This window comes from Parasphingorhabdus sp. NYA22 (genome assembly GCF_976973735.1).
In genome coordinates, this window is sequence record NZ_OZ333477.1 from 2,920,462 (window position 1) to 2,941,824 (window position 21,363).

Genomic DNA, 21,363 nt, shown 5'->3' on the forward strand with positions numbered 1-21,363 from the left:
GGTGCAGATATTCTTCAGCTTTAAAGGGATTAGACAATGGGTATAATGCAAACTGCAATTTTGGGTGCTGGCGTTCTAGCGGTTCTGCTGCTGCTCATCTTTGCGTATGCCGGCCCATCGCAATCCAAGGCCGCCGCCCGGCGGCTTGATAAGGTCAAATATCGCCATTCCGACAGCGCCAATGTGCGGGTTGAAGCGCAAATGAAAAAGGCGCTTTCGGCGCGTCGCAAAACCACTCGTCCCAAGGGCGAGAACATGACCAAGATGGAAATTCTGGCGATCCGGCTGGAGAAAACCGGCAAGCGCTGGCCGCTTTCCTATTTCTTCTATGCAGCGGGCGGCCTGTTCGTGGTTATATCCGGCCTGCTCTTGCTCAAGGGCGCCCCGGTTTTGCTATGCCTGTTTATTGGGCTTCTGGTCGGTGCCGGAATACCGCATTTTACCGTAAGCTTCCTGATCAACCGGCGTATCGCCAAGTTCACTTCCACCTTTCCCGACGCCATCGAACTGCTCGTTCGTGGTCTTCGCTCGGGTCTTCCGGTCACCGAAACAATCGGTGTGGTCGCCAAGGAAATTGACGGTCCTGTTGGCGAGGAATTCCAGAAAGTGGTCGATCGCATCAAGATCGGCCAGACGATGGAAGATGCGTTGCAGGAAAGCGCAAAGCGGATGGACACGCCCGAATTCCAGTTCTTCTGCATCACTTTGGCGATCCAGCGTGAAACCGGCGGTAACCTGGCAGAGACGCTGTTCAACCTTGCCGATGTGCTGCGCAAGCGTAGCCAGATGAAGCTCAAGATTAAGGCGATGTCCTCGGAATCCAAGGCTTCGGCCTATATCGTGGGCTCGCTGCCGTTCATCGTGTTCGCTCTCGTTTACAGCGTGAACCCGACATATCTGGCTGGATTCTTCTATGAAGAACGGCTGATCATCGCCGGCCTCGGCGGGCTGTGCTGGATGAGCATCGGCGTGTTCATAATGGCCAAGATGGTCAATTTCGAGATTTAAGGATGAAGGTACAAGGCAAATGACAAGCGGCGGACCAACATTATTTGGCATAGACGTGCTCTGGGTGGCGACAATATTGTCTGCCGTTGCGGCGGCAGCTGTATTCTTCGCAATTTATGCTGCCGTGACGGTCCGCGACCCTATGGCAAAGCGGGTCAAGGCTCTCAACGAGCGCCGCGAACAGCTGAAGGCCGGTATCACCGCCTCAACCACCAAGAAACGCGCAAAGCTGGTCCAGCAGAATGACACCACCGACCGCATGCGCAACATACTGTCGTCGATGCAGGTGCTGCAGGACACGCAGGTCAAGGAAGCGCAGCAGAAGCTGGCACAGGCCGGTATTCGTTCAAAGGATCTGGCCTTTCTCATCATCTTCAGCCGGCTGGTCTTGCCGATCCTGTTGGGCGGCGGTGCGGCTCTGGCGATATATGGTTTCGACTATCTCGCCGACTGGTCCGACATCAAGCGGTTCGCCGTATTCGCCGGCGCGGCGATCCTGGGGTATAAAGGTGCTGATATTTACATCAACAACCTGATTGCCAAGCGGACCGATCTGGTTCGCAAGGGTCTGCCCGACGCCATCGATCTTCTCGTCATTTGTGCGGAAGCCGGTCTGACAGTCGATGCGGCTTTTGCCCGGGTTTCGAAAGAGCTCGGCACCGCCTATCCGGAACTGGCCGATGAATTTTCGCTGACCTCGATCGAGCTGGGCTTTCTGACCGAGCGGCGGCAGGCTTTTGAAAATCTCGCCTATCGCGTCGCGCTGGACCATATCAAGGGCGTGGTGACGACGATGATCCAGACCGAGAAATATGGTACGCCGCTGGCTTCTTCGCTGCGGGTTCTGTCGGCGGAATTCCGGAATGACCGGATGATGCGGGCGGAAGAAAAGGCCGCACGTTTGCCGGCTATCATGACGATACCGCTGATCATGTTCATCCTGCCGACCCTGTTCATCGTGATCCTCGGTCCTGCAGCCTGCTCGATCTCCGATGCGATGTTATAGCGGGAAAACAATTCCGGACTTCAAGAGAGCGGCAGTTACATGCCGCTCTTTTTCATTCCGCCGCGATCGTATCCGCCGATTCTTTTATCCGTGCCAGCATGGCGGATAGCTCGGCTTTCTCTTCCGCGCTGAGCACCGACATGATCTTCTTGTCCATCGCCTGGGCGGCGGGCAGGATCTTGCCGTAGAGATCGCGCCCTGTGTTGCTCAGCAGCAAATGATGCGAACGACCATCGGCGGTGTTCGGACTGCGATCAAGCAAGGCGCGATCAACGAGAGTCTTCACCGCGCGATTGACGGTCACCTTGTCCATCAACGTTGCCTCCACCAGATGCCGCTGGGTCGAGGCGCCGCGCGTACCAAGCACCGACATCACCCGCCACTCGGGGATCTTGAGGCCAAAGAGGCTCTTATACTCGCCCGCAATCACGTCACTGACGACGTTGGAGGTCGTCGAGAGCTGGTAGGGCAGATAATCATCAAGCTTAAAGTTCATAAGTAATATTTATTCAATTTTGGCACGAAGTCCAACCCAAAATGTCCGGGGGAAGGCGCGTTCTATTATTCCATTGCTACTGACAGCAGCCTCTACGCGGGCATCGAGCAAATTTTCAACCCGGGTTTCGACCAGCAGTCGATCATTGACGGCCAGCGCCATCCGGCCATCAATCGTGAAAGCATCCGCGAGACTGAGGATATTGACGTCATCCTCATATTGTTGCCCGACATAGCGCGCCGACAGGCTGGCACCGGTGCCATTGTCTTTTTCCCAGCGGATAGAGCCGGACGCATTGTGCCGGGGCACCTGGGCTGGACGGAAACCGTCGACCGCAGCCGCGTCACCGGAACCGTCAACCTCCGCATCGACATAGGCATAGGCAGCGCGGACGGCCAGGCCGTCGACCAGTGCGCCAAGATCAAACGCGGCATCGATTTCAATGCCCTTGGATTTGATCGATTCGAGATTCTGGCGCTGGCTGTACGTGCCGTCTGCCGCGACAAAGCCGACACCGGGAAAGACGCCCGGACCATTGGCCAGGGTTACGTTTGCAACGGCATTATCAAGTTGGTTGTAAAAGGCGGTAATACCCAGCGTGACAACGCCGCTTTCCCAGTCCAGCCCCAGTTCGGCTCCCTTGACTCGTTCCGGTTCCAGCAATTCATTGGCCGCCGTCGCATCGGAGCCGACCCGAAAGGGCCGGAACAATTCGTTCAGTGTCGGTAAGCGCCAGCCGAGATAGGCGGCACCGCGCAGAGTAAGCTCATCGCTTGCATCAAAGGCAAAACCGCCGCGTCCGGTGAATTCCATGCCGTTGCGATTGACGAACGTCTCGTCGCTCCGGACAGCCCCTGGGAACGGACTGATCAACTCTATCTCTTTGCGAAAACCGTCATCGATCGACCAGACGTCGACACGTCCGCCACCCGTCAGGACCAGCGCATCGCCGGCCTGCACGCTGGCTTCGACAAAACCGCCGTAGGTGGATGTACTCCCCCCGGCGCTGCGGCTGCGGCGCGGCGTATCATTGTCGGCAAAGAAGAAATTCTCGTTGGTTGTACCCTCGGTACGTCGCCAGTCGCCACCGATGCGCAATTCGATATTGTCACCAACCGGAGGGCGCGCCTCAAAGCGGCCGCCCAGGCCGGTGGAGGGCACATTATATTGTTCAAACACCCGGCTGACCGAATTGCGATCATCATCGACGCCCCCAAAGCTGACATCGAAATTGCGGATCTGGACATAGGCCAGAGCCGACCATTGCCAATCGGAAGTGCGATCAACCAACCGGATACTGGCATCCGCTCCGTCATTGTGATTTTCGCTAAAGGCAAAGCCGCGTTCGCGGTCATCGGTGAAGGCGCGGACATTGGTCTGCAGCTCAACATTGTCGGAAAGCGGCGCGACAAAGCGCACGGCGAGACCGGCTAGCTCATATTCCGCCGGACGATCCACGGTTCCGCGCTGGCTTTCAATGATCGGAATGAACCCGTCGCCGCGCGCGTAATTGGCGGAGATCGTCAGCTGCCCCTGCCCCAGCTCGCGACCGAACAGCAGATCGGCATCGACGCTGTTGCGGCTGCCATAAGCAGCGCCCAGTTCGATCAGGTCGCCGACATTGTCACTGAACAGCTCGATGGTTCCGGAAATGGCGCCCTGCCCGTCAGTCACGCTGCCGCCGCCGCGTGTAATTCTGGCGCTGCTAAGAGCAAGGGCATCATAGCCGGGCCAGGCGACCCATCCGCCGAAGGGGTCGGCTTGTGGTACACCATCCAGGATCAGCAACGCACGCGAAGAGGCATTGCCGCCCAATCCGCGCAGGGTAACGCCCTGACTGGTCGGGTTGGCAGAACGCGCGTCCGAACGGCGAAATTGTTGCAGTCCGGGCACGTCACGTAACGCATTTTCGACCGTTTGTGACTGATCCATCGAAATGTCGATCGCGTTATAAACATTTTCGCCGCGTGTAACGGGCAATCCGGAAACGATGATCTCCGCAACCTGAACATCATCATTGCCGACCTGCTCCTGCGCCCACGCAGGAACAGACACCAACGCCATTGATGCCAATAGCGGACAGGCTAAAACCGATTTTTTCATGATCTAGCTGTGCATCCACTTCTGATGAACCGGCATATCGTCCGGCAGCCGGTGATAGTCCTGCGCGTCGCATGTGAAATTCGCGCTGTCCGCTTTGCCGAAGACACTCGGATCATCGAGCGTGCCGACCTTCACGATCACCGCAACTTCGAAGCCCGGCGCGCGAGTGGCCAGATGGGTACCGCAATCCGAACAAAATTCGCGGGTCACACCATTTTCAAGGTCATCGCGCTTGAAGCCTTTCACGGCACCCTTGGTAATCTCGTATCCGTCCGCCGGCATCGCCATCAACAACAGACTGTTGCCGCCGGTCGTATATTGGCATTCGCGGCAGAAACATTCCGCCTTCAGCATCGGTTCGCCTTCGGCCTTGTAACGCACTGCGCCGCAATAGCATCCACCTTCAATCGTCATATCATTGATCCTTTACTGCTTCGGGAGCGGCTTTCTGAAAAGCCTCGAGTTGATTGCATGCGGCATCGATCCGCACGAGTTTGGGAAACGCGCTCAAATCCACCTTGAACCGCCGCGCATTGTACATTTGCGGGGCGAGACAGACATCGGCAAGATTGGGTTTGTCACCACCGAACAGACCGGCTTCCGGTGCCATGGCTTCGAGCGCGACAAAGCCTTCTTCGATCCATTGCCGATACCATGTGTCGATGGCTTCCTGATCCTGTCCCAGTTCGTTCTTGAGATATTTCAATATGCGCAGATTGTTCACCGGATGAATATCGGCCGCAATGACTAGTGCCTGGGCGAGCGTGTTGGCCCGCTTTGCCGGATCACTGGATACCATCGGCGGGTCGTCATATTTTGCATCAAGATAGTCGATGATCGCCAGCGACTGGGTCAGGTCATGGCCGTCAATTGACAGCATCGGCACGAAACCCTGCGGATTGCGCGCAACATAATCCGGAGCTTTCTGGTCGCCATCGAGCAGACTGGTATTGATCGCTTTATAAGAGACGCCCTTGAGGTTGAGCGCGATGCGCACGCGGTAGCTCGCCGAGCTGCGCCAATAATCATAAAGAATGATATCTGTCATGCGCAGGCTTTGAAGATTGGCTAGCGGAATTGCAAGCTTGGCTGCAATTATCCTGTCGAGCCGCCATCGATCGAAATTTCGCCACGCGGTTCAACCGACACGGAGCGCCCGGTCCGCTTGGCCAGTTCTTCGAGCAGTGACGCATGCAACTTGTTCGCTACAGCCGGATGCACCGCCAGTTGAAGCGCGCCGGTGCCGCGATCCCGCTCCGCCTGCCGCAGCAATTTCAACGCGGCATTGACCGAGCGATTGCCCTGCATGATCTCCGGCACCGATGGCCGGGTCTTGCGGCTGACGATCTGCATGAAACCGAAACCGTTGATCGCGGTGCGCTCGCAATTGGCGGTCATATGGTCGTCAAAGACAGCGGTGACGGCGGCGCGCTCTGCCTTGGCTTGCAATGTGGGAAAATCGACGCCGATATTGCCGGATATGTCAAAGCGCACCAGCGCCAGCGCGATCTCTTTCGCCGCCCGCTTCGCCAGCTCGAACGGTGGCAGCGGCCCGTCGACATCGAACAATGTCATCGCCGGGGTCAGCGAGACCAGCAGGCTCCCGCCTTCAAAATCGATCCGTCCGGTTTCTGCCTGCTCGACGGCTTCGTGCCAGTCATGCCCGGCAAAGATATCTGCATCATGGGCGTGGACCTTTTTGACCGGCAGCCCGCTAGCCTCAATCTCGGTCAACAGGTCGGGACCATCGCTGAGGGCACTGTCTTCGTCCGCTGGCCGCGCCTTCGCCCGCTTCGCCTGCCCGCCGCGTTCGATCATCGCGGCCCGGACAATCTCCACCCGGACCATTGACCCTTCGGTCAGTCCTTTGGGCAGCGGCTGCAGCAGCGCCTCCTGCCCGTCAGGCAATGTAACGATCCCGGACTTTCCGGCCACCCATTGCCGGGTAAATTTCGCATCGACGACCGCGCCGGCCCTAGCACTGCCATCGGCCCGCTCGACGCGTATCTGCGAGAGTTCGCCATTTTCCAGCCGCAACGCCCGGTTTTCACCGATCCCGGCTTCGTAAAGCCAGCCATTGGCGAAATCAGCCAAGAGGATAGCCCGCGCTGATCAGCAGATTGCGGGTTTCATATAGAGGCAATCCCATGATCCCGCTGTAGCTGCCCGACATCCAGGTGACGAAGGCTTCAGCCGTGCCCTGGATCGCATAGCCGCCCGCCTTGCCCTGACCTTCGCCGGTGGCGATATAGGCCTGAATCTCGCTGGACTCGAAACGTTTGAATTTAACAATGCTGTCGGACAATTTCGTCCGCGCCGTGCCATCGGCCGCGATCACGCAGACCGCCGACATCACATGGTGCCGCCGTCCGCTAACCAGTTCCAGAAATTTGCGTTGCTCGGCTGCATCACTGGCCTGCCCCAATATCCGGCGACCAACCGCGACCGTGGTATCGCCAGCGACCAGTATTTCCTGATCTTCGCGCTCGACCGCAGCGGCCTTTTCCTGTGCCATGCGCAATACATAGTCGCGCGGCAGCTCCCCCTTGTGCGGCGCTTCATCAATATCGGGAGAGATGATCCGGTCCGGCGTAACGCCGAGACGGCAAAGCAGGTCCAGACGGCGCGGGCTGGAGGAGGCAAGGACCAGTTTCATGTCAGTAAACACCCTCTAAACCGTCCGGGCTGAGCTTGTCGAAGCCATATACGCAAATGCAATGCCAGCCCGTCGCCGTCCTTCGACAGGCTCAGGACGAACGGCATACCATCATTTGAAACGATAGGTGATACGACCCTTGGTCAGATCATAAGGGGTGAGCTCGACGAGCACTTCGTCACCAACCAGCACGCGGATGCGGTTTTTGCGCATCTTGCCAGCGGTGTGACCCAAAATCTCGTGGCCGTTTTCCAGTTCGACCCGGAACATGGCGTTGGGGAGCAGTTCGCGAACCATTCCCTTCATTTCCAGTAATTCTTCTTTTGCCATATGGCGGTGCATTTTCCCTGATGTCGCGGCAAACCCGCGTGTTGCAGTGCGCCATAACGGCAAATGTACAAAAAGGGAAGGATTAGCTGCATCAACCAAAATGATAATATCTATTGCTGGCACGGCATTTTCCCTGCGACAATTTAATACAAAGAAATTATACCATTAGCGCCTTTCACATGGCACTTCGGACATCTTCTCTCCCCCTATTTAAGAGCTAATGAACCAAATCATGATTTCTTCCCCAAAATCCCTCCTCACCGCCTCCCCCGTCATTTTGGCAACGATGCTGCTCGCGGCTCCCGCCAGCGCGCAAATCACCGAAACAGATTCGGAATATGCCGATGAAGAAATTGTCGTAACCGCAGCGCTTCCGCGCGGTGCGGTCGTCACCGAGATACCGCCCGTCGTCGAACTGAGCGAAGAAGATATCGCGAGCTATGGCGCATCATCGGTGCAGGACCTGCTCGAGGCCATTTCTTCGCAGACCACGTCCAGCCGGGGTCGCGGCACCGGGCGTCCGATCGTGCTGATCAACGGCCAGCGCACATCCGGCTTCCGCGAAATCCGCGATCTGCCGCCCGAAGCCATCCGCACAGTGCAGGTCTTCCCGGAAGAACTGGCCCTGCAATATGGCTATCGCCCCGACCAGCGGGTGATCAATTTCGTACTGAAGGACAATTATACCGGCGTCAGCGTATCGGCAGAATATGGCATTCCGACGCAAGGCGGTCAGGGCCGTTCGGAGCTTGAGGGCACGATCACCCGCATTGGCAAGAACAGTCGCGTCAACGTCAATCTGGAATGGCAGAACAACACCGCGATTACCGAAAGCGAGCGGGACATCATCCAGGATGCGGCCGGCGAACTGGTCAATCTGGGCGATTATCGCACTCTGGTCGCGCCCTCCGACAATGTGGAACTGAACGCCAATTACAGCCGCAACTTCGACAATGGCATGTCGCTCTCCCTGAACGGCGGCTATGTCTACGACAAGTCCCGGGGCCTGCAGGGCCTGCCCGGCGGCACTCTGGAGGTCGCCGGCGATCCGCTGTTCCGCTATTTCACCGAATATGGCCCGCTCCGCCGGGTGCAGGAAACCAACACCGCGCAGGCCGGCCTGACCCTGAACGGCATGCTGAGTGACTGGCGCTGGTCATTGACCAGCGATTACACCCGCACGCAGGTCAACACCGACACCGACCGGTCCGGCGACACCAGCGCCCTGCAGGCGGCAATAGATGCCGGCACGGTCGATCCGCTGGCGGTCAGCTTCGGTCCCTTGCTCGGCACACCTGGCACCGACAGCGCCAAGGTTGTCGATCAGACGATCAACAATCTCGCGACCCTGTCCGGCACTTTGCTGGTCCTGCCATCCGGAGCCGTGACCACGACCCTCCGCGCCGGCTATAATCGCGAAGATCTGGACAGCTGGGAAACGAGCGGCGCGGTCCTCACAACCACCAACCTCAGCCGCGATGAAATTAGCACCGGGATCAACATCGATATCCCGCTTGCCGACGAGAATATCGACGTCGTGGAAGCGATTGGCAAATTGTCGATCAACGGCAATCTCGGCTATTCCGAACTGTCCGATTTCGGAGGTCTCGTCGAATTCGGCTTCGGTCTGAACTGGGAACCGCTGGACGGACTGGTCTTTTCCGCTTCCGCCATTGGCGAAGACGCCGCGCCGACGATTGCCCAGCTCGGCAATCCGCTCATCGTCACGCCGAACGTGACGACCTTCGACTTCACCAATGGTGAAACCGTGCTTGCCTCGATCACGACCGGTGGCAATCTGGCGCTGCCGGCTGAGAAACAGCGGGACATCAAGCTGGCCGTCAACTATCGCCCCGAATGGCTCGAAGGCTTCACTTTTCTGGGCGAATATTTCCGCAACAACAGCGATAATGTCGCATCCAGCTTTCCGCTGCTGACGCCCGAAATCGAGGCGGCCTTTCCCGATCGTGTAACCCGGGATACCAATGGCCGTCTGATCGCGATCGACCAGCGGCCGGTCACCTATGCCAATGTCTACAGCGAGCGGATTCGCTATGGTATCGACTTTTCGAAACGCTTCGGCGAGCAAAGCCGCGGCGGCGGGCGCGCCGAGCGCGCAGCACCACAGCCGCAACCGGCAGCAGACGGCCCTGCAGAAGGCAGCCCGCCACCCGAAGGCGGAACACCGGAAGGCGGCGCACCGGAAGGCAGGCAGAATGCCCGGTCCGGTGGTCCCGGTGGTGGCGGCCCCGGTGCAGGTGGCCGTCCGAGCGGCGGGCGCTGGCAGCTGTCGGCCTTTCACACCATCCGCCTCGAAGACAAGATCAAGATCCGCGACGGCGTCGACGAACTGGACCTGCTCAACGGTTCTGCCACCGGTTCGACCGGCGGCAGCCCGCGGCACGAGTTCGAGGTCAACGGTGGCTGGTTCAACAATGGCATCGGCTTCCGGCTCGACGCCAAGCACCAGACCGCAACCCGCGTCAGCGGCGGCCTGACCGGCTCCGACCTGCGATTCTCCGATCTGACCACAGTCAATCTGCGGATGTTCATCAATCTCGATGACCGCGGCAATCTGACCGAGAAAGTCCCGTTCCTGAAAAACAGCCGGATCGCGTTGAAAGTGGAGAATATCTTCAATGACATCCAGACCGTCCGCGACGGCAGCGGCCTGATTCCGCTGAGCTATCAGCAAGGCTATCTCGATCCGGTCGGGCGCTATGTCGAGATCGATTTCCGCAAGCGGTTTTGACGTCGTCATCCCAGCGCAGGCTGGGATCCAACCCCAGTTGGTTTCTCGAAAGGACTACGGGCTAGGCCCCAGCCTGCGCTGGGGCGATACATTAATATCTAGCCCAGCTCCGCCATCGAAGCCGCTTGCGCGCGGTAAATCTGTATCTTCGGCCGCTCGCCAAGCAACACAGTCAATCGCTTCACAAACTCCCCCGATTCCGGAACCGAGAAATGGGCCCCCACTGCCGCTTCGTCCTGCCACTGTTCATGAAAGAACAACCGCGCCGGGTCTTCGCAATCGGAGTAGATGTTATGCGAGATACATCCTGGTTCGGCGCGGGACCGGGCGCTATGCTCGCTGCACAGCGCGATGATCTCGTCCGGGCTGGCCGCGAACGCGGTGGAGATAGTGGCGGTGATGATGATCATAGTTTCAGCGTCGCCCGCGTCGTGCTCTTCGACATGAAATAGGCCAGCACCGCGGCGATGATCGTGACAATCACCGTAAATGCCATCGGCGTGAAACGCAGCTCCGGCCCCGCACCCTGCAAGACCATCACGATCAGAAAGGCCGGGATCAGCGTCATTGCGAGATGTTTGAATGCCAGAACGAAGGGCGCAAAACCGACCCGCGTGTCGGCGGCCAGCCCGGGCGTGAGCTTGCCCGATTTGCGCTGCGACACGGTGATCGCGTAGACAATCAAAGTCAGCATCAGGCTCATCAGCACGGCAATGGCAATCAGCGTGCCGCCAAGATTGGGAGCGGAATCGCCGAAGGGCAGCGTAGCCGGAACAAAGGCCAGATCGCGGGTCAGCCAGTAATTGATCCCGCCCGCCAGCACGATATTCACCACCGCATCCGCCCGCGCCTGTTTCTCGATAAAGGCGTCCATGGTGGTTGGTGCGGCTGCGGCGACATTGGTGGCCATATTCTCTCTCCCTGTTTTGCGGGAGAGAGTGACGGTGGCGGGGGGAATGTCAAGCGGGATTGGTTGGGGCCGTCGTTACGGCAGGAGGTTGGGGATTGTTGAAGCTGTGACCGTAAATCTATTTTGACTCAAGCACTGCTAGCGTGGGTGGTGGGACATATCGTTCCGGCAGCTGTTGATCCAAAGCCCAGGTGAAATACAAAGGAATTATCTTCATATTATCAGTGCCGTATACAATGCAAAAAAGAGAATAGATCCCTTCCCTGTACAGCGCCTCCGTTTGCTCATCCCATTTGCAGTCTCCACGCGTTCTTAAATTCTTTGATGTTTGAAGAACGATAATTGGCTCTCCTTCAATCGTAACCCGCTTATCCCGAAGGCCATTTGATTTTTTCTCACTGAAATGAAACAGTATTCCTCGCTCGGTCTTCCAAGTGGTTCTCACAAACTCACAATCTTCGAGCAGAATGTGATATCGCATTTCACCCAAATCTCCCCTACCGCCACCTTCTCTGACTTGAACACCTCGTTCATCATCTCTGACGCCATGAATTTCGCGATCAAAAACAAATGCCATACTATTCTTCTTTCCCACTTAATCGGTCCAAGCGATGTTTAGCCTCCAGCAATCCATCACCAGCGAAGCCCGCTTTCAAAATCGCTAGCTCACAGCCCCTAAGCCCCAATTTCTTTCAACGCCGCATCTTCCAGAAAAGCGCTCCGTGTCATCTTGCGGTTTTTTGCGGCGCTATCGATCATCCTGACCACGCCGGTGTCGAGCGAAACATTATAGCGGCCGGTCCGACCAGTTCTTTGCAGATAGGGAATTTGCACAAGATAGGCGCCCTCGGCCAAGTCTTCGGCGGCCAGTTGCCGGATCTCACCAATCGAGCGGGGCGCGATCGCTTCCTCGTCCTCGAAGTAGAGCGACAGAGCCTCGATCGCATTGGGGATGATATCCTCTTCCCGGTCCGCAGCAGAGAAACAGCCGGGGATTTCCGGAAAGCTGATACCGAATGCGCTGTCTTCATCCTTGTGTATGATCGCGAAATAGAAAATGCTGCTCACCTTTCAAATCCAGCCTGCAAGAAGCCGCCGATGAGGTTTTACGGCTCCATCGATTGTGTATTTATATCCACATTATATTGAGGTTGTCGAGATTGATTACCCTCTTTAGCCCCTCCTCTTAAGAGGAGGGGTTGGGGTGGTGGCGATGCGACATCATCCCTCGCGTAGCGACAGGCGGCACGGAACCACCCCGAGCCCTCCTTTGAAAAGGAGGGGCTATCCCTGCTCCTATTGCCCGGATATCTTCCGCAAAACCCGCCAAGCAAAAGCCTTCGCCCTGCTCCGCGCCGGAAAGCGTCCCGGCGCCTTGGGCGTGATCCCACGCTTCCGCAGCCAGCCGTTAAAAGCCCGCGCATCCGCTTCTTCGAAGCTCCAGTCGCTGCGCCAGGTGATCGAGAGCGAGATGCTTGGCTCGGGTCCGTTCTGCACATGATGCGGGGCCATGACCGGCACGAAGATCGCCTTGCCGGGCGTCAGATGGTGGCGCGTGCCTTTTGCTTCGAAATCGTCCTGCCAGACCAGATTGCGGGGGCCGCCGAGATGATAGCCTTCGTGGATCTCGTCAGCGGCAAAGCGAGCATCACCGGCCGGAAAAGTGGTCATCCATTTTTCGCCGCGCAATTGCAGCAATATATTATGCTCGGGGTCGAAATGATAAGGAGTCACCGCACCCGGCGAAGACACGAAAATATAACCCTGGGGCTTGAGCATCTGGCCGGTCTTGGCCTCCAGTATCGGCCGGATTTCCGCTAGCAGCGAGAGCAGCAAAGCCTTATATTCCGGCATCTGCTCGATATTCTTGAGCACCGCCCAGCTCGCCGACTGGTCGATCGTCCGGATCGTGTCACCAATGCTCAGGACATTGCCGGGAACATCCTCGGGCCGGATACCGACCGGCAGGTCACCGGGATTATATTCGACGCTGGTTTCCGGCAGCGCCGTGCCCAGCTTCGCCAGCGCGTCGAGCGTCAGCAAGTCGTGCGACTGCATCGCATGATCGAGCAGTTGCGCCTGTTCGGGATAGCAGGCGTCAAATTTCCGCCGACTATCCTCGCCAAAAACCTGCTGTCGAAAAGCGTCCCTGCTGCTCATCTGGTTCATGGCTGCACCTCCGTCGGGTCAAATATCGTCCGCCCCCTGACCTTGCCCATCAAGGCCTCGCCAAATCTGACACCGCGAAAGATTGCGCCGCGGGACAGGCCTTTGAGTTCGATAGAAAACCGCCCGATATGTCGCCGGTCGGTCCACAAGCCATCGATCATCGGATGACCTTCGGATGCGCAGCTGTCGACCCAGTCGAGCGTCTCTCTCTCGAGGCAATCGAGATTTTCGATCTGCAACAAGACACCGGGGGAATAGCGCGAATAATCTTCGTCGAAGGCGGTCTTGAACCCGAAGCCGCCGCGGCCGGACAGGAAATTGACCAGCATCGTAATCGGCTGACCGTCGAGGCGCAGGGTCCGTCGTTCCAGCTGGCCGCCTTGTGCCGCGCCGTGGATCGCGCCGCGGAAAAATTCGCGGGTGGCATCGGTGCAATCCAGCGCAGAGCCTTCCTGCCCCTTCCATCCCTTGCGTTCCAGCGCCAGGAATTCGTCAATCCAGCTATCCAGATTCTCGCGATCCCGCTGGCACGAAAACAGGAGTTCGCCGGTTTCGCCCAGACGCCTTTGTTTGCGGAGCAGCTCCTTGCGTTTTTTCTTGCGGATATTCGTCCGGTAATATTCGTCCGCCGTGAATTGCCCCTCAAGCAACGCCCGTGCCTCACTGTGCACCAGCTCGCAACGCCGTTTCCGGTCGCCGCAAACCGTCCGCAATGCCTGATCCAGCGGGCCGCCAATCGTCATTCCGTTGATATGCAGGAAGCCCGGCCAGTTGCTCGTATCGAGGGCGGTCAGCAGCTTTTCCCAGAACATCGATTCAAAGCCCTTGCGGACCAGCGGAGTGCCGAGAAAACAATTGTGATGCATCCAGTTCTGTACATAGGAAACCCGCCAGCGCCCGTATCGATTTTCCGGGCCGAGCGGCAGCAGACCCAGCAATTGGGAATGTTGCGGTTCTCCCGCCCAGAGCAGAAACAGCTTCAGATTGCGATGATGGTCAAGTTGCGCCAATGCCGGACGCAGAAACCAATGTTCGTAGAATATATTCGGTTCGCTCGCCTGCTCCGCAAGTTCGCTCCACGCTCCGACCAGACTGGCATCTAGTTCCGCTACCGCATGGAATTCCGTCTCGAATTCGGGTGCGGACAAGCCTTCGCGAAACCGGTTAGCCCGGATATCCTTGCCCTCCATCTTGTGAAGTCCGCTCAAATCCATCGATATCGTCCCGCCCGCATTATTGTCCTTGTCGCCATTCTGGCTAGCGGAAAAGGGGTAAAATCTTATTAACGCTGTCCGGACAGCAATCGGCGGGTTCCGGCCATGAAAAAACCCCGCCGAAATCGCTTCCGGCGGGGTCTTGTTTCAAACCAATGGGAGCATTGTCGCGTTAAACGCCGCCCTGCGCCGCATAGAGCGCTGCGAGCAGCAGCAATGCGACGATATTGGTGATCTTGATCATCGGGTTGACGGCTGGACCTGCGGTATCCTTGTAAGGATCGCCAACAGTATCGCCGGTCACCGCAGCATGGTGGGCGTCCGAGCCCTTGCCGCCATGATGGCCATCCTCGATATATTTCTTGGCATTGTCCCAGGCACCGCCGCCAGCTGTCATCGACAGGGCAACGAACAGACCGGAGACGATCACGCCGAGCAGCAAGGCACCGAGAGCGGCAAAGCCGTTCGCCTGACCGGCAACCGCAGTGATCACGAAATAGACCACGATCGGTGCAAGAACCGGCAGCAGTGATGGCAGGATCATTTCCTTGATCGCCGCCTTGGTCACCAGATCGACGGTCCGTGCATAGTTGGGACGCGAGGTACCCGCCATGATGCCCGGATCAGCAGCAAACTGCTCGCGAACATCTTTAACAACGTCACCAGCAGCACGACCAACAGCGGTCATACCCATCGAACCGAACAGATAGGGCAATAATGCACCCAGCAGCAGGCCAACGATCACATAGGGATTTTCAAGGCTGAAGCTGACTTCAAGGTTCGGGAAGAACTCCTTGAGGTCGGCCGTGTAAGCCGAGAAAAGCACCAGAGCCGCAAGACCGGCAGAACCAATGGCATAGCCTTTGGTCACAGCCTTTGTGGTGTTGCCCACAGCGTCGAGCGCGTCGGTCTTGTTCCGGACGCTTTCGTCCAGACCAGCCATTTCGGCAATGCCGCCTGCGTTATCCGTAACCGGACCATAAGCATCGAGCGCCACAACCATTCCGGCGAGGGCCAGCATGGCGGTTGCCGCAAAGGCGATGCCGATCAGACCTGCGAGCTGGAACGCTACAACGATGCCGACAACAATAACCAGCGTCGGCAAGGCCGTTGCTTCCATCGAAATCGCCAGTCCCTGGATCACGTTCGTGCCGTGGCCGGTTTCCGACGACTTGGCGATCGACCGTACCGGACGATATTGCGTGCCGGTATAATATTCGGTGATCCAGATGATCAGGCCGGTAACAGCCAGACCAACCATCATCGACCAGAACAGGGCCATGCCGGTAAATCCGCCAGAACCATCAAGCTCGGTTCCGATTGGCGTATCCATGTCACCCAGCGTGCGCATGGTGACATAATAGATGGCGGGGATCGAAAGCACTGCAGTGGTCAGGAAGCCCTTGTACAGAGCGCCCATGATGTTCGTGCTTTTACCCAGCCGCACCATATAGGTGCCGATGATCGAGGTCAGGATACAGACACCGCCAACGATCAGAGGCAGAGACATCAGGTCATAGAGCATTGCGCTGCCAACCAGATCACCAAAGAGAAGCGCCAGAAGCACCATGGTGGCACCAACGGTCACAACATAGGTTTCGAACAGGTCAGCCGCCATGCCAGCGCAGTCACCGACATTGTCACCGACATTATCCGCGATGGTTGCAGGGTTGCGTGGATCATCCTCGGGGATGCCCGCTTCAACCTTGCCGACCAGATCGGCGCCAACGTCAGCAGCCTTGGTAAAGATACCACCACCGAGACGCGCGAAGATCGAGATCAGCGAAGCACCGAAGGCCAGAGCGACCAAAGCGTCAATGACCGTCCGGTCATTGGCGGCCATGCCCATCTGGGTGGTCAGGACATAGAAGAAGATCGAGATTGCGAGTAACGCGAGGCCAGCAACCAGCATACCCGTCACCGCACCGGCGCGGAACGCGACGGTGAGACCGGTTTGCAGGCTTTCGCTGGCGCCCTGTGCCGTACGGACATTGGCGCGAACCGAAATGTTCATGCCGATATAGCCCGCGACGCCGGAAAGGATCGCGCCGAGCAGGAAGCCCACGGTCGAGATTGCGCCGAGGAAGATGAAGACCAGAACCGCGACAACAATGCCAACGAGACCGATCGCGCGATATTGGCGGTTCAGATAAGCTTGTGCGCCTTCCTGAATGGCGCCGGCAATGGATTGCATTTTTTCGTTACCGGCCGGCGCGTTGAGCACCTGACGGCTGGTTATAAAGCCGTATAATATGGCTATGAAACCACATAAAATTGAAATGGTGACTACAGTCATTGCTGAGCATCCCCCCCTATTTTTTTACGAGCACCCCATTGATCAGAGCGCTTTCGTGACAGGTATAGTGCGGGAAACGCGAACCGTGCAAGCCCTGATTTAACGGCGCAATTGAATGGCTTTTGCAGCTATTCAATTTGATAGAATCCGGCCGGATCAGGCGTGCACGAATCCTAGATGCTCGGGCAGTTCCAGTCGTTCGCCATGGCTGTGCAGCGAGACGCCCTCCCCCGGTCGACAAATACCGACACAAGTCAGCGGTACGGAGAGGACGGTTTCGGGGCTGGCGGTCAGTAGCAATTGATAATCGTCACCGCCGGTCGCCGCCTTCATCCGCGCATCGCTGTCGTCACCGACCAGCGTCTGGAATTGTTTGGAGAGCGGCAGTTCCGCCAGATCGATTTCGATCTTTATGCCGCTGGCCGCAGCGATCCGCGACGCGTCCAGCAACAGGCCGTCCGATACATCCATCATGCTGCTGACCAGATTGGACAATATCCGCCCTTCCTCCAGCTTGGGCATCGGGCGGGTGTGCGCCTTCAGCAACGATGCAGTGGTGTCGATATCCGTGGAACGCAGCTTTCCCGATGCAATTTGCAGACCGGCCCAGGCGTCGCCAATGGTACCGGTAACATAGACGGCGTGGCCCGGCTTGGCATTGCTGCGCGACGGCACGATATGGCCTTTGGCTTCGCCTATTGCGGTCAGGCCAAAGGTTCGCGGCGCATTTTCGCCCATCGCCACGGTGTCACCGCCAAGCAATGGCACGGCAAAGCGGTCTATTGCCTGCTTCAGACCCTCGACAAAGGCTGCATCCCACTCATCCCCGGAAGTCCGGCCATAGCCGAGCAGGATGCCAAGCGGCTTCGCGCCCTTGGCTGCCAGATCGGACAGATTCACCGCGACAAGCTTCCACGCCACATCGGCGGGATCGGCGTCGCGAAGAAAATGCACGCCTTCGACCATCATGTCATGGGTCATCACGAGCTTGTGCCGGCCAAACGGCATCATCGCTACATCGTCGGTCAATCCGCGTGCTGCCGGATGCGTGGTGATGGCCTTCAACCGGTCAATAAATTGCAATTCGTTCAAGAGAGGGCGTGCTCCAGTGCCATTCTGATGGAAGCGTTGGCGCGCTTGCTGACCGCTGCCTGAGGGGCAAATCCATTGAATCCGTGCGGCGCTCCGGGGTAGATAGCAAGCTCAACCGGAACACCGGATGAACGAAGCCGATTTGCATAGGCAATATCGTCATCGAGAAACAGATCGAGATCGCCGCACATGATATAGGCGGGCGGTAGACCAGCGAGGTCCGTCGCGCGCGCTGCTGCTGCATAAGGGCTCGCGCCCGTTTCCTCGGCATAAAGCGACCAGGCATGCAGCGAGGTTTCGCGGGTCCATGTCGATGGCGGGATGTCCATATGGCCGGACGGCGTATCGTGCCGATCATCGAGCATCGGGTAGATCAACAGCTGGAACGCGATTTCCGGGCCTCCCCGATCGCGGTTCATCAATGCTGCACTCGCCGCGAGCCCGCCGCCGGCGCTCGGGCCGGCAAGAATGATCTTGCGGGGATTGCGGTTTGCCGCCACCCGCTCGATCACCGCGCAGACATCGCGGGCCGCAGCCGGCGAGCGATGTTCCGGCGCCATCCGGTAGTCGACGGACACCACCGGAGCGAGAGAGGAATAGCCTTGGGCCGAAAGATCATCGGCGCCGCCCATCATATAGCCACCGCCGTGCAGCCAGATGATCGTGCAATCAGGATAGAGAACATCCCGTGCGCGGTATTCGATCACCGCGACATCAGGATCGCCTTCCAGCCCCGGCATATGATATTCGTCTTTCTGGCCGTCATATTCGGGCAGATCGACCGCCATTTGCGCGAACAGTGCATCCAGCGCGGCACGGGCAGCCGCCACGTCGCTTATCAATATCTCGAAAAGATAAGGCCCGTCCGCCTCGATCATGTCGCGGAACGCAGGATCCAAGCGGTCTAGAAAGTCGGACAATATTCTTCCCCCAGTGGCAGCCGGGGGTATTGTTCAGCCCCGAACCTGCTTCGCGATGCTATCCAGAAGCCCGTTTACAAAACCGGCATCCTTCTTGTTGAAGAAGGCATGGGCCACGTCCAGATATTCGTCAATTACCGTTGCGATCGGTACGTCTTCCTGTGCGACCAGTTCAAATGTGCCACAGCGGAGGATCTGGACCATCGTCTTGTCGAGGCGCCCTAGCGTCCAGCCGGCAGCCAGTTTCGAAGCCACCAGTTCGTCGATTTCCTGCTGGCGCGATGTTACGCCGATGACCAGATCGTCAAAAAACTCGCGCTCGGCCGGATGATATTGATCATCCTCGATTTCCTTGCCCAGCCGGTGGTCATGAAATTCCTTGAGCAGTTTTGGCACCGGCGTCTTTTCCATCTGGTGCTGGAATAGCGCCTGGACGGCTGCAAGACGAGCGGCGGACCGGGATGTGGATTTTGCGGTCATGCTCTTTTCATCCGTGGCATGCCGAGAAAGTCGCCCTTGCCAATCTTGAAACCGCGCTGGCGCAGCACGTCATAAGCGGTGGTTGCATGGAAATAGAAGTTCGGCTGGGCAAAGCTCAGCAGGAAATTCTCGGCGGTGAAAGGCATCACCGTTTCGTTGAAACGGAATTCCATATCCTGGCCGATAAAACCCGCCATCTCGGCTTGGCTAACCGCTTCCAGTCCGGCCTTTGCTTCGTCGAGCTTTTCGTACAGACCCGCCCAGTCTTCGGGTGGCGGAGCCAGGCTTGGCGTGAACACGCCCTCTCTAACCGCTTCAATCGCGCCCAGCGAATGTTCGCGGCAGCATTTCACCTGATAGGAGAAGGGCAGCATATCCTCGATCAGCCGCGCGCCGATAATCTCTGCCGGCGCCGTGCCCGCTTCCTCGCAATGGGCTTTAGCCTTGTCGACCAGCTTGCGGACCGCAGCGATGATCTGCAGCTGGGTCGGAATTACGGCATCATATAAGGAAATGGTCATGGACGTTTCTTTCTCTTGATTGTCAGCGCCGGTCGAGCCGCTTCTGTACGCTGGCGGCATGGGCGGGCAAGCCCTCTGCTTCTGCCAGAGCGACCGCGGCCGGGCCGATATTGCGCAGGGCCTGTTCATCACAGTGGATGAAGCTGGTGCGTTTCATGAAGTCGGTCACCGAGAGGCCGGACGAAAAACGCGCCCGTCTTCCGGTTGGCAATACGTGATTGGGACCGGCGACATAATCACCGACGGCTTCGGGTGTGTGACGGCCCAGAAAGACCGAACCGGCATGGCGGATCTTGCGGAACATGGCGTCCGGTTCATCGATCGCCAGTTCCAGATGTTCGGCAGCCAGCCGGTCAACCAGAGGCACCGCCTGCTCCAGACGGTCGACAATGACGATCGCACCATTATCACTCCAGCTGGTGGTCGCGGTTGCGGATGTTTTCAGAACGCCCAGTTGTTCGGCTATCTTCTCAGAAACTTGATCGGCAAATTTGGCATCATCTGTGAACAATATCGACTGGCTGGTCGGATCATGTTCCGCCTGGCTGAGCAGATCGGCAGCGATCCAGTCGGGATCATTCTTGCCATCGGCCACGACAACAATCTCTGACGGCCCTGCAACCATATCAATGCCGACGACACCGAACACCTGCCGCTTGGCCTCAGCAACCCAGGCATTGCCGGGACCGGTAATCACATCGACAGATTTGATCTTTTCTGTACCATATGCGAGCGCTGCCACCGCCTGAGCGCCACCAATGCGCCAGATTTCGTCGACGCCAGCCAGTTCTGCCGCCGCCAGCACCAGCGGATTGATATATCCACCGGGCGCAGGCGTGACCATGATGATCCGCTCGACGCCGGCAACCTTGGCCGGAATGGCGTTCATCAGCACTGAAGAGGGATAGGCCGCGCGGCCTCCCGGAATATAGATGCCCGCCCGCTCGACCGCGCCCCAGCGCGCGCCGATGCGCACGCCGGCGTCATCTATATAATCCCTGTTATCAGGGAGTTGGCCGTCATGATAATCACGAATTCTCAAGGCCGCCAGTTCCAGCGCCACGCGCAAAGATGCTTCCAGACCTTCCAGTGCCGCTTCGGACTCGGCCTTGTCGACATGCCAGCCGGTCTCTTCCAGATCATGCTGGTCAAATTTGCTGGTCAGCCGCGCAACAGCGTCATCGCCATGATCACGAACATCCTGAATGATCGCCCGAACATCGGCCGAGACATCCGCATCCGCCTCGCGCCGGGCATTAACCAGCGCGTCAAAGGCAGCATCGAAATCCGGATCAGAAATGGATAGTCGCAGAGCCATCTTAGCCCCTCCTTTTCAAAGGAGGGGTTGGGGTGGTTCCGGCCCGCATATCGCTGACGCGAGTAATGCAAGAGCATCGGCACCACCCCTTG

22 protein-coding genes are annotated in these 21,363 nt (G+C 58.1%); 3 read left to right on the forward strand and 19 right to left on the reverse strand.

Features of this window, described 5'->3' with window-relative positions:
* Window positions 1-36: 36 nt before the first annotated feature.
* The gene (locus tag ACWFTY_RS13970) at window positions 37-1,008 is read left to right on the forward strand and encodes a type II secretion system F family protein (protein ID WP_447524794.1); all 972 of its coding nucleotides are present in this window, start codon (window positions 37-39) and stop codon (window positions 1,006-1,008) included.
* A gap of 19 nt (window positions 1,009-1,027) precedes the next feature.
* Window positions 1,028-2,014, forward strand: a complete 987-nt coding sequence (locus tag ACWFTY_RS13975) for a type II secretion system F family protein (RefSeq protein ID WP_447524795.1) — start codon at window positions 1,028-1,030, stop codon at window positions 2,012-2,014.
* Window positions 2,015-2,066: 52 nt separating this feature from the next.
* Here ACWFTY_RS13975 and ACWFTY_RS13980 read toward each other — a convergent pair whose 3' ends face one another.
* From ACWFTY_RS13980 to infA, 7 genes are all read right to left on the reverse strand, one after another.
* A complete protein-coding gene (locus ACWFTY_RS13980; RefSeq protein WP_447524796.1) occupies window positions 2,067-2,510 on the reverse strand; it encodes a MarR family winged helix-turn-helix transcriptional regulator in 444 nt (147 codons plus the stop codon).
* A gap of 9 nt (window positions 2,511-2,519) precedes the next feature.
* Complete coding sequence (locus ACWFTY_RS13985) at window positions 2,520-4,574, reverse strand: TonB-dependent receptor (RefSeq protein ID WP_447524797.1); 2,055 nt, start codon at window positions 4,572-4,574, stop codon at window positions 2,520-2,522.
* A 42-nt stretch (window positions 4,575-4,616) separates the two neighbouring features.
* Entirely contained in the window at window positions 4,617-5,027 is a 411-nt protein-coding gene (locus tag ACWFTY_RS13990) for a GFA family protein (protein WP_447524798.1), read from the reverse strand.
* A 1-nt stretch (window position 5,028) separates the two neighbouring features.
* Window positions 5,029-5,661 carry a maleylacetoacetate isomerase gene (gene maiA, locus ACWFTY_RS13995; protein ID WP_447524799.1) on the reverse strand — a complete coding sequence of 211 codons (633 nt, stop codon included), beginning with the start codon at window positions 5,659-5,661 and terminating at the stop codon, window positions 5,029-5,031.
* 47 nt (window positions 5,662-5,708) lie between these two features.
* A complete protein-coding gene (locus ACWFTY_RS14000) occupies window positions 5,709-6,707 on the reverse strand; it encodes a ribonuclease E/G (RefSeq protein ID WP_447524800.1) in 999 nt (332 codons plus the stop codon).
* The gene (locus tag ACWFTY_RS14005; RefSeq protein ID WP_447524801.1) at window positions 6,700-7,269 is read right to left on the reverse strand and encodes a Maf family protein; all 570 of its coding nucleotides are present in this window, start codon (window positions 7,267-7,269) and stop codon (window positions 6,700-6,702) included. The genes ACWFTY_RS14000 and ACWFTY_RS14005 overlap by 8 nt, the downstream gene beginning before the upstream one ends.
* 111 nt (window positions 7,270-7,380) lie before the next feature.
* A complete protein-coding gene (infA, locus tag ACWFTY_RS14010; RefSeq protein WP_066742521.1) occupies window positions 7,381-7,599 on the reverse strand; it encodes a translation initiation factor IF-1 in 219 nt (72 codons plus the stop codon).
* Between the two features lie 232 nt (window positions 7,600-7,831).
* Here infA and ACWFTY_RS14015 point away from each other — a divergent pair, with 232 nt between their 5' ends.
* Window positions 7,832-10,351: a TonB-dependent receptor plug domain-containing protein gene (locus ACWFTY_RS14015; protein WP_447524802.1), complete on the forward strand. Its 2,520-nt coding sequence runs from the start codon at window positions 7,832-7,834 to the stop codon at window positions 10,349-10,351.
* Between the two features lie 98 nt (window positions 10,352-10,449).
* Here ACWFTY_RS14015 and ACWFTY_RS14020 read toward each other — a convergent pair whose 3' ends face one another.
* The 12 genes from ACWFTY_RS14020 to hisD all read right to left on the reverse strand — a co-directional run bounded on the left by ACWFTY_RS14020 (window position 10,450) and on the right by hisD (window position 21,271).
* Window positions 10,450-10,761, reverse strand: a complete 312-nt coding sequence (locus tag ACWFTY_RS14020; RefSeq protein WP_447524803.1) for a putative quinol monooxygenase — start codon at window positions 10,759-10,761, stop codon at window positions 10,450-10,452.
* Window positions 10,758-11,261 (reverse strand): hypothetical protein, encoded by a 504-nt coding sequence (locus ACWFTY_RS14025; RefSeq protein ID WP_447524804.1) that lies wholly within the window; start codon window positions 11,259-11,261, stop codon window positions 10,758-10,760. The genes ACWFTY_RS14020 and ACWFTY_RS14025 overlap by 4 nt, the downstream gene beginning before the upstream one ends.
* A 118-nt stretch (window positions 11,262-11,379) precedes the next feature.
* Window positions 11,380-11,838, reverse strand: a complete 459-nt coding sequence (locus ACWFTY_RS14030) for a hypothetical protein (RefSeq protein WP_447524805.1) — start codon at window positions 11,836-11,838, stop codon at window positions 11,380-11,382.
* 98 nt (window positions 11,839-11,936) lie between these two features.
* Window positions 11,937-12,329, reverse strand: coding sequence for a type II toxin-antitoxin system HicB family antitoxin (locus ACWFTY_RS14035; RefSeq protein WP_447524806.1), 393 nt, complete (start codon window positions 12,327-12,329; stop codon window positions 11,937-11,939).
* Between the two features lie 228 nt (window positions 12,330-12,557).
* The gene (locus tag ACWFTY_RS14040; protein ID WP_447526902.1) at window positions 12,558-13,421 is read right to left on the reverse strand and encodes a transcriptional regulator; all 864 of its coding nucleotides are present in this window, start codon (window positions 13,419-13,421) and stop codon (window positions 12,558-12,560) included.
* 5 nt (window positions 13,422-13,426) lie between these two features.
* On the reverse strand, window positions 13,427-14,644 hold the full coding sequence (locus tag ACWFTY_RS14045; protein ID WP_447524807.1) for a GNAT family N-acetyltransferase: 1,218 nt from the start codon (window positions 14,642-14,644) through the stop codon (window positions 13,427-13,429).
* 172 nt (window positions 14,645-14,816) lie between these two features.
* Entirely contained in the window at window positions 14,817-16,940 is a 2,124-nt protein-coding gene (locus ACWFTY_RS14050; protein ID WP_447524808.1) for a sodium-translocating pyrophosphatase, read from the reverse strand.
* A gap of 156 nt (window positions 16,941-17,096) precedes the next feature.
* Window positions 17,097-18,032 (reverse strand): thiamine-phosphate kinase, encoded by a 936-nt coding sequence (thiL, locus tag ACWFTY_RS14055; RefSeq protein ID WP_447524809.1) that lies wholly within the window; start codon window positions 18,030-18,032, stop codon window positions 17,097-17,099.
* Complete coding sequence (locus tag ACWFTY_RS14060; RefSeq protein WP_447524810.1) at window positions 18,029-18,952, reverse strand: alpha/beta hydrolase fold domain-containing protein; 924 nt, start codon at window positions 18,950-18,952, stop codon at window positions 18,029-18,031. Before ACWFTY_RS14060 ends, thiL begins: the two co-directional genes overlap by 4 nt.
* Before the next feature lie 33 nt (window positions 18,953-18,985).
* Complete coding sequence (nusB, locus tag ACWFTY_RS14065; RefSeq protein WP_447524811.1) at window positions 18,986-19,432, reverse strand: transcription antitermination factor NusB; 447 nt, start codon at window positions 19,430-19,432, stop codon at window positions 18,986-18,988.
* Window positions 19,429-19,953: a DUF1993 domain-containing protein gene (locus ACWFTY_RS14070; protein ID WP_447524812.1), complete on the reverse strand. Its 525-nt coding sequence runs from the start codon at window positions 19,951-19,953 to the stop codon at window positions 19,429-19,431. Before ACWFTY_RS14070 ends, nusB begins: the two co-directional genes overlap by 4 nt.
* A gap of 22 nt (window positions 19,954-19,975) precedes the next feature.
* Window positions 19,976-21,271 (reverse strand): histidinol dehydrogenase, encoded by a 1,296-nt coding sequence (gene hisD, locus ACWFTY_RS14075; RefSeq protein WP_447524813.1) that lies wholly within the window; start codon window positions 21,269-21,271, stop codon window positions 19,976-19,978.
* Window positions 21,272-21,363 lie beyond the last annotated feature (92 nt).

Coding starts and splice junctions, on each gene's coding strand:
- ACWFTY_RS13970 (WP_447524794.1), top strand. CDS start 37: ATGGGTATAATGCAAACTGCAATTTTGGGTGCTGGCGTTCTAGCGGTT.
- ACWFTY_RS13975 (WP_447524795.1), top strand. CDS start 1,028: ATGACAAGCGGCGGACCAACATTATTTGGCATAGACGTGCTCTGGGTG.
- ACWFTY_RS13980 (WP_447524796.1), bottom strand. CDS start 2,510: ATGAACTTTAAGCTTGATGATTATCTGCCCTACCAGCTCTCGACGACC.
- ACWFTY_RS13985 (WP_447524797.1), bottom strand. CDS start 4,574: ATGGCGTTGGTGTCTGTTCCTGCGTGGGCGCAGGAGCAGGTCGGCAAT.
- ACWFTY_RS13990 (WP_447524798.1), bottom strand. CDS start 5,027: ATGACGATTGAAGGTGGATGCTATTGCGGCGCAGTGCGTTACAAGGCC.
- maiA (WP_447524799.1), bottom strand. CDS start 5,661: ATGACAGATATCATTCTTTATGATTATTGGCGCAGCTCGGCGAGCTAC.
- ACWFTY_RS14005 (WP_447524801.1), bottom strand. CDS start 7,269: ATGAAACTGGTCCTTGCCTCCTCCAGCCCGCGCCGTCTGGACCTGCTT.
- infA (WP_066742521.1), bottom strand. CDS start 7,599: ATGGCAAAAGAAGAATTACTGGAAATGAAGGGAATGGTTCGCGAACTG.
- ACWFTY_RS14015 (WP_447524802.1), top strand. CDS start 7,832: ATGATTTCTTCCCCAAAATCCCTCCTCACCGCCTCCCCCGTCATTTTG.
- ACWFTY_RS14020 (WP_447524803.1), bottom strand. CDS start 10,761: ATGATCATCATCACCGCCACTATCTCCACCGCGTTCGCGGCCAGCCCG.
- ACWFTY_RS14025 (WP_447524804.1), bottom strand. CDS start 11,261: ATGGCCACCAATGTCGCCGCAGCCGCACCAACCACCATGGACGCCTTT.
- ACWFTY_RS14030 (WP_447524805.1), bottom strand. CDS start 11,838: ATGGCATTTGTTTTTGATCGCGAAATTCATGGCGTCAGAGATGATGAA.
- ACWFTY_RS14040 (WP_447526902.1), bottom strand. CDS start 13,421: ATGAGCAGCAGGGACGCTTTTCGACAGCAGGTTTTTGGCGAGGATAGT.
- ACWFTY_RS14045 (WP_447524807.1), bottom strand. CDS start 14,644: ATGGATTTGAGCGGACTTCACAAGATGGAGGGCAAGGATATCCGGGCT.
- ACWFTY_RS14050 (WP_447524808.1), bottom strand. CDS start 16,940: ATGACTGTAGTCACCATTTCAATTTTATGTGGTTTCATAGCCATATTA.
- nusB (WP_447524811.1), bottom strand. CDS start 19,432: ATGACCGCAAAATCCACATCCCGGTCCGCCGCTCGTCTTGCAGCCGTC.
- ACWFTY_RS14070 (WP_447524812.1), bottom strand. CDS start 19,953: ATGACCATTTCCTTATATGATGCCGTAATTCCGACCCAGCTGCAGATC.
- hisD (WP_447524813.1), bottom strand. CDS start 21,271: ATGGCTCTGCGACTATCCATTTCTGATCCGGATTTCGATGCTGCCTTT.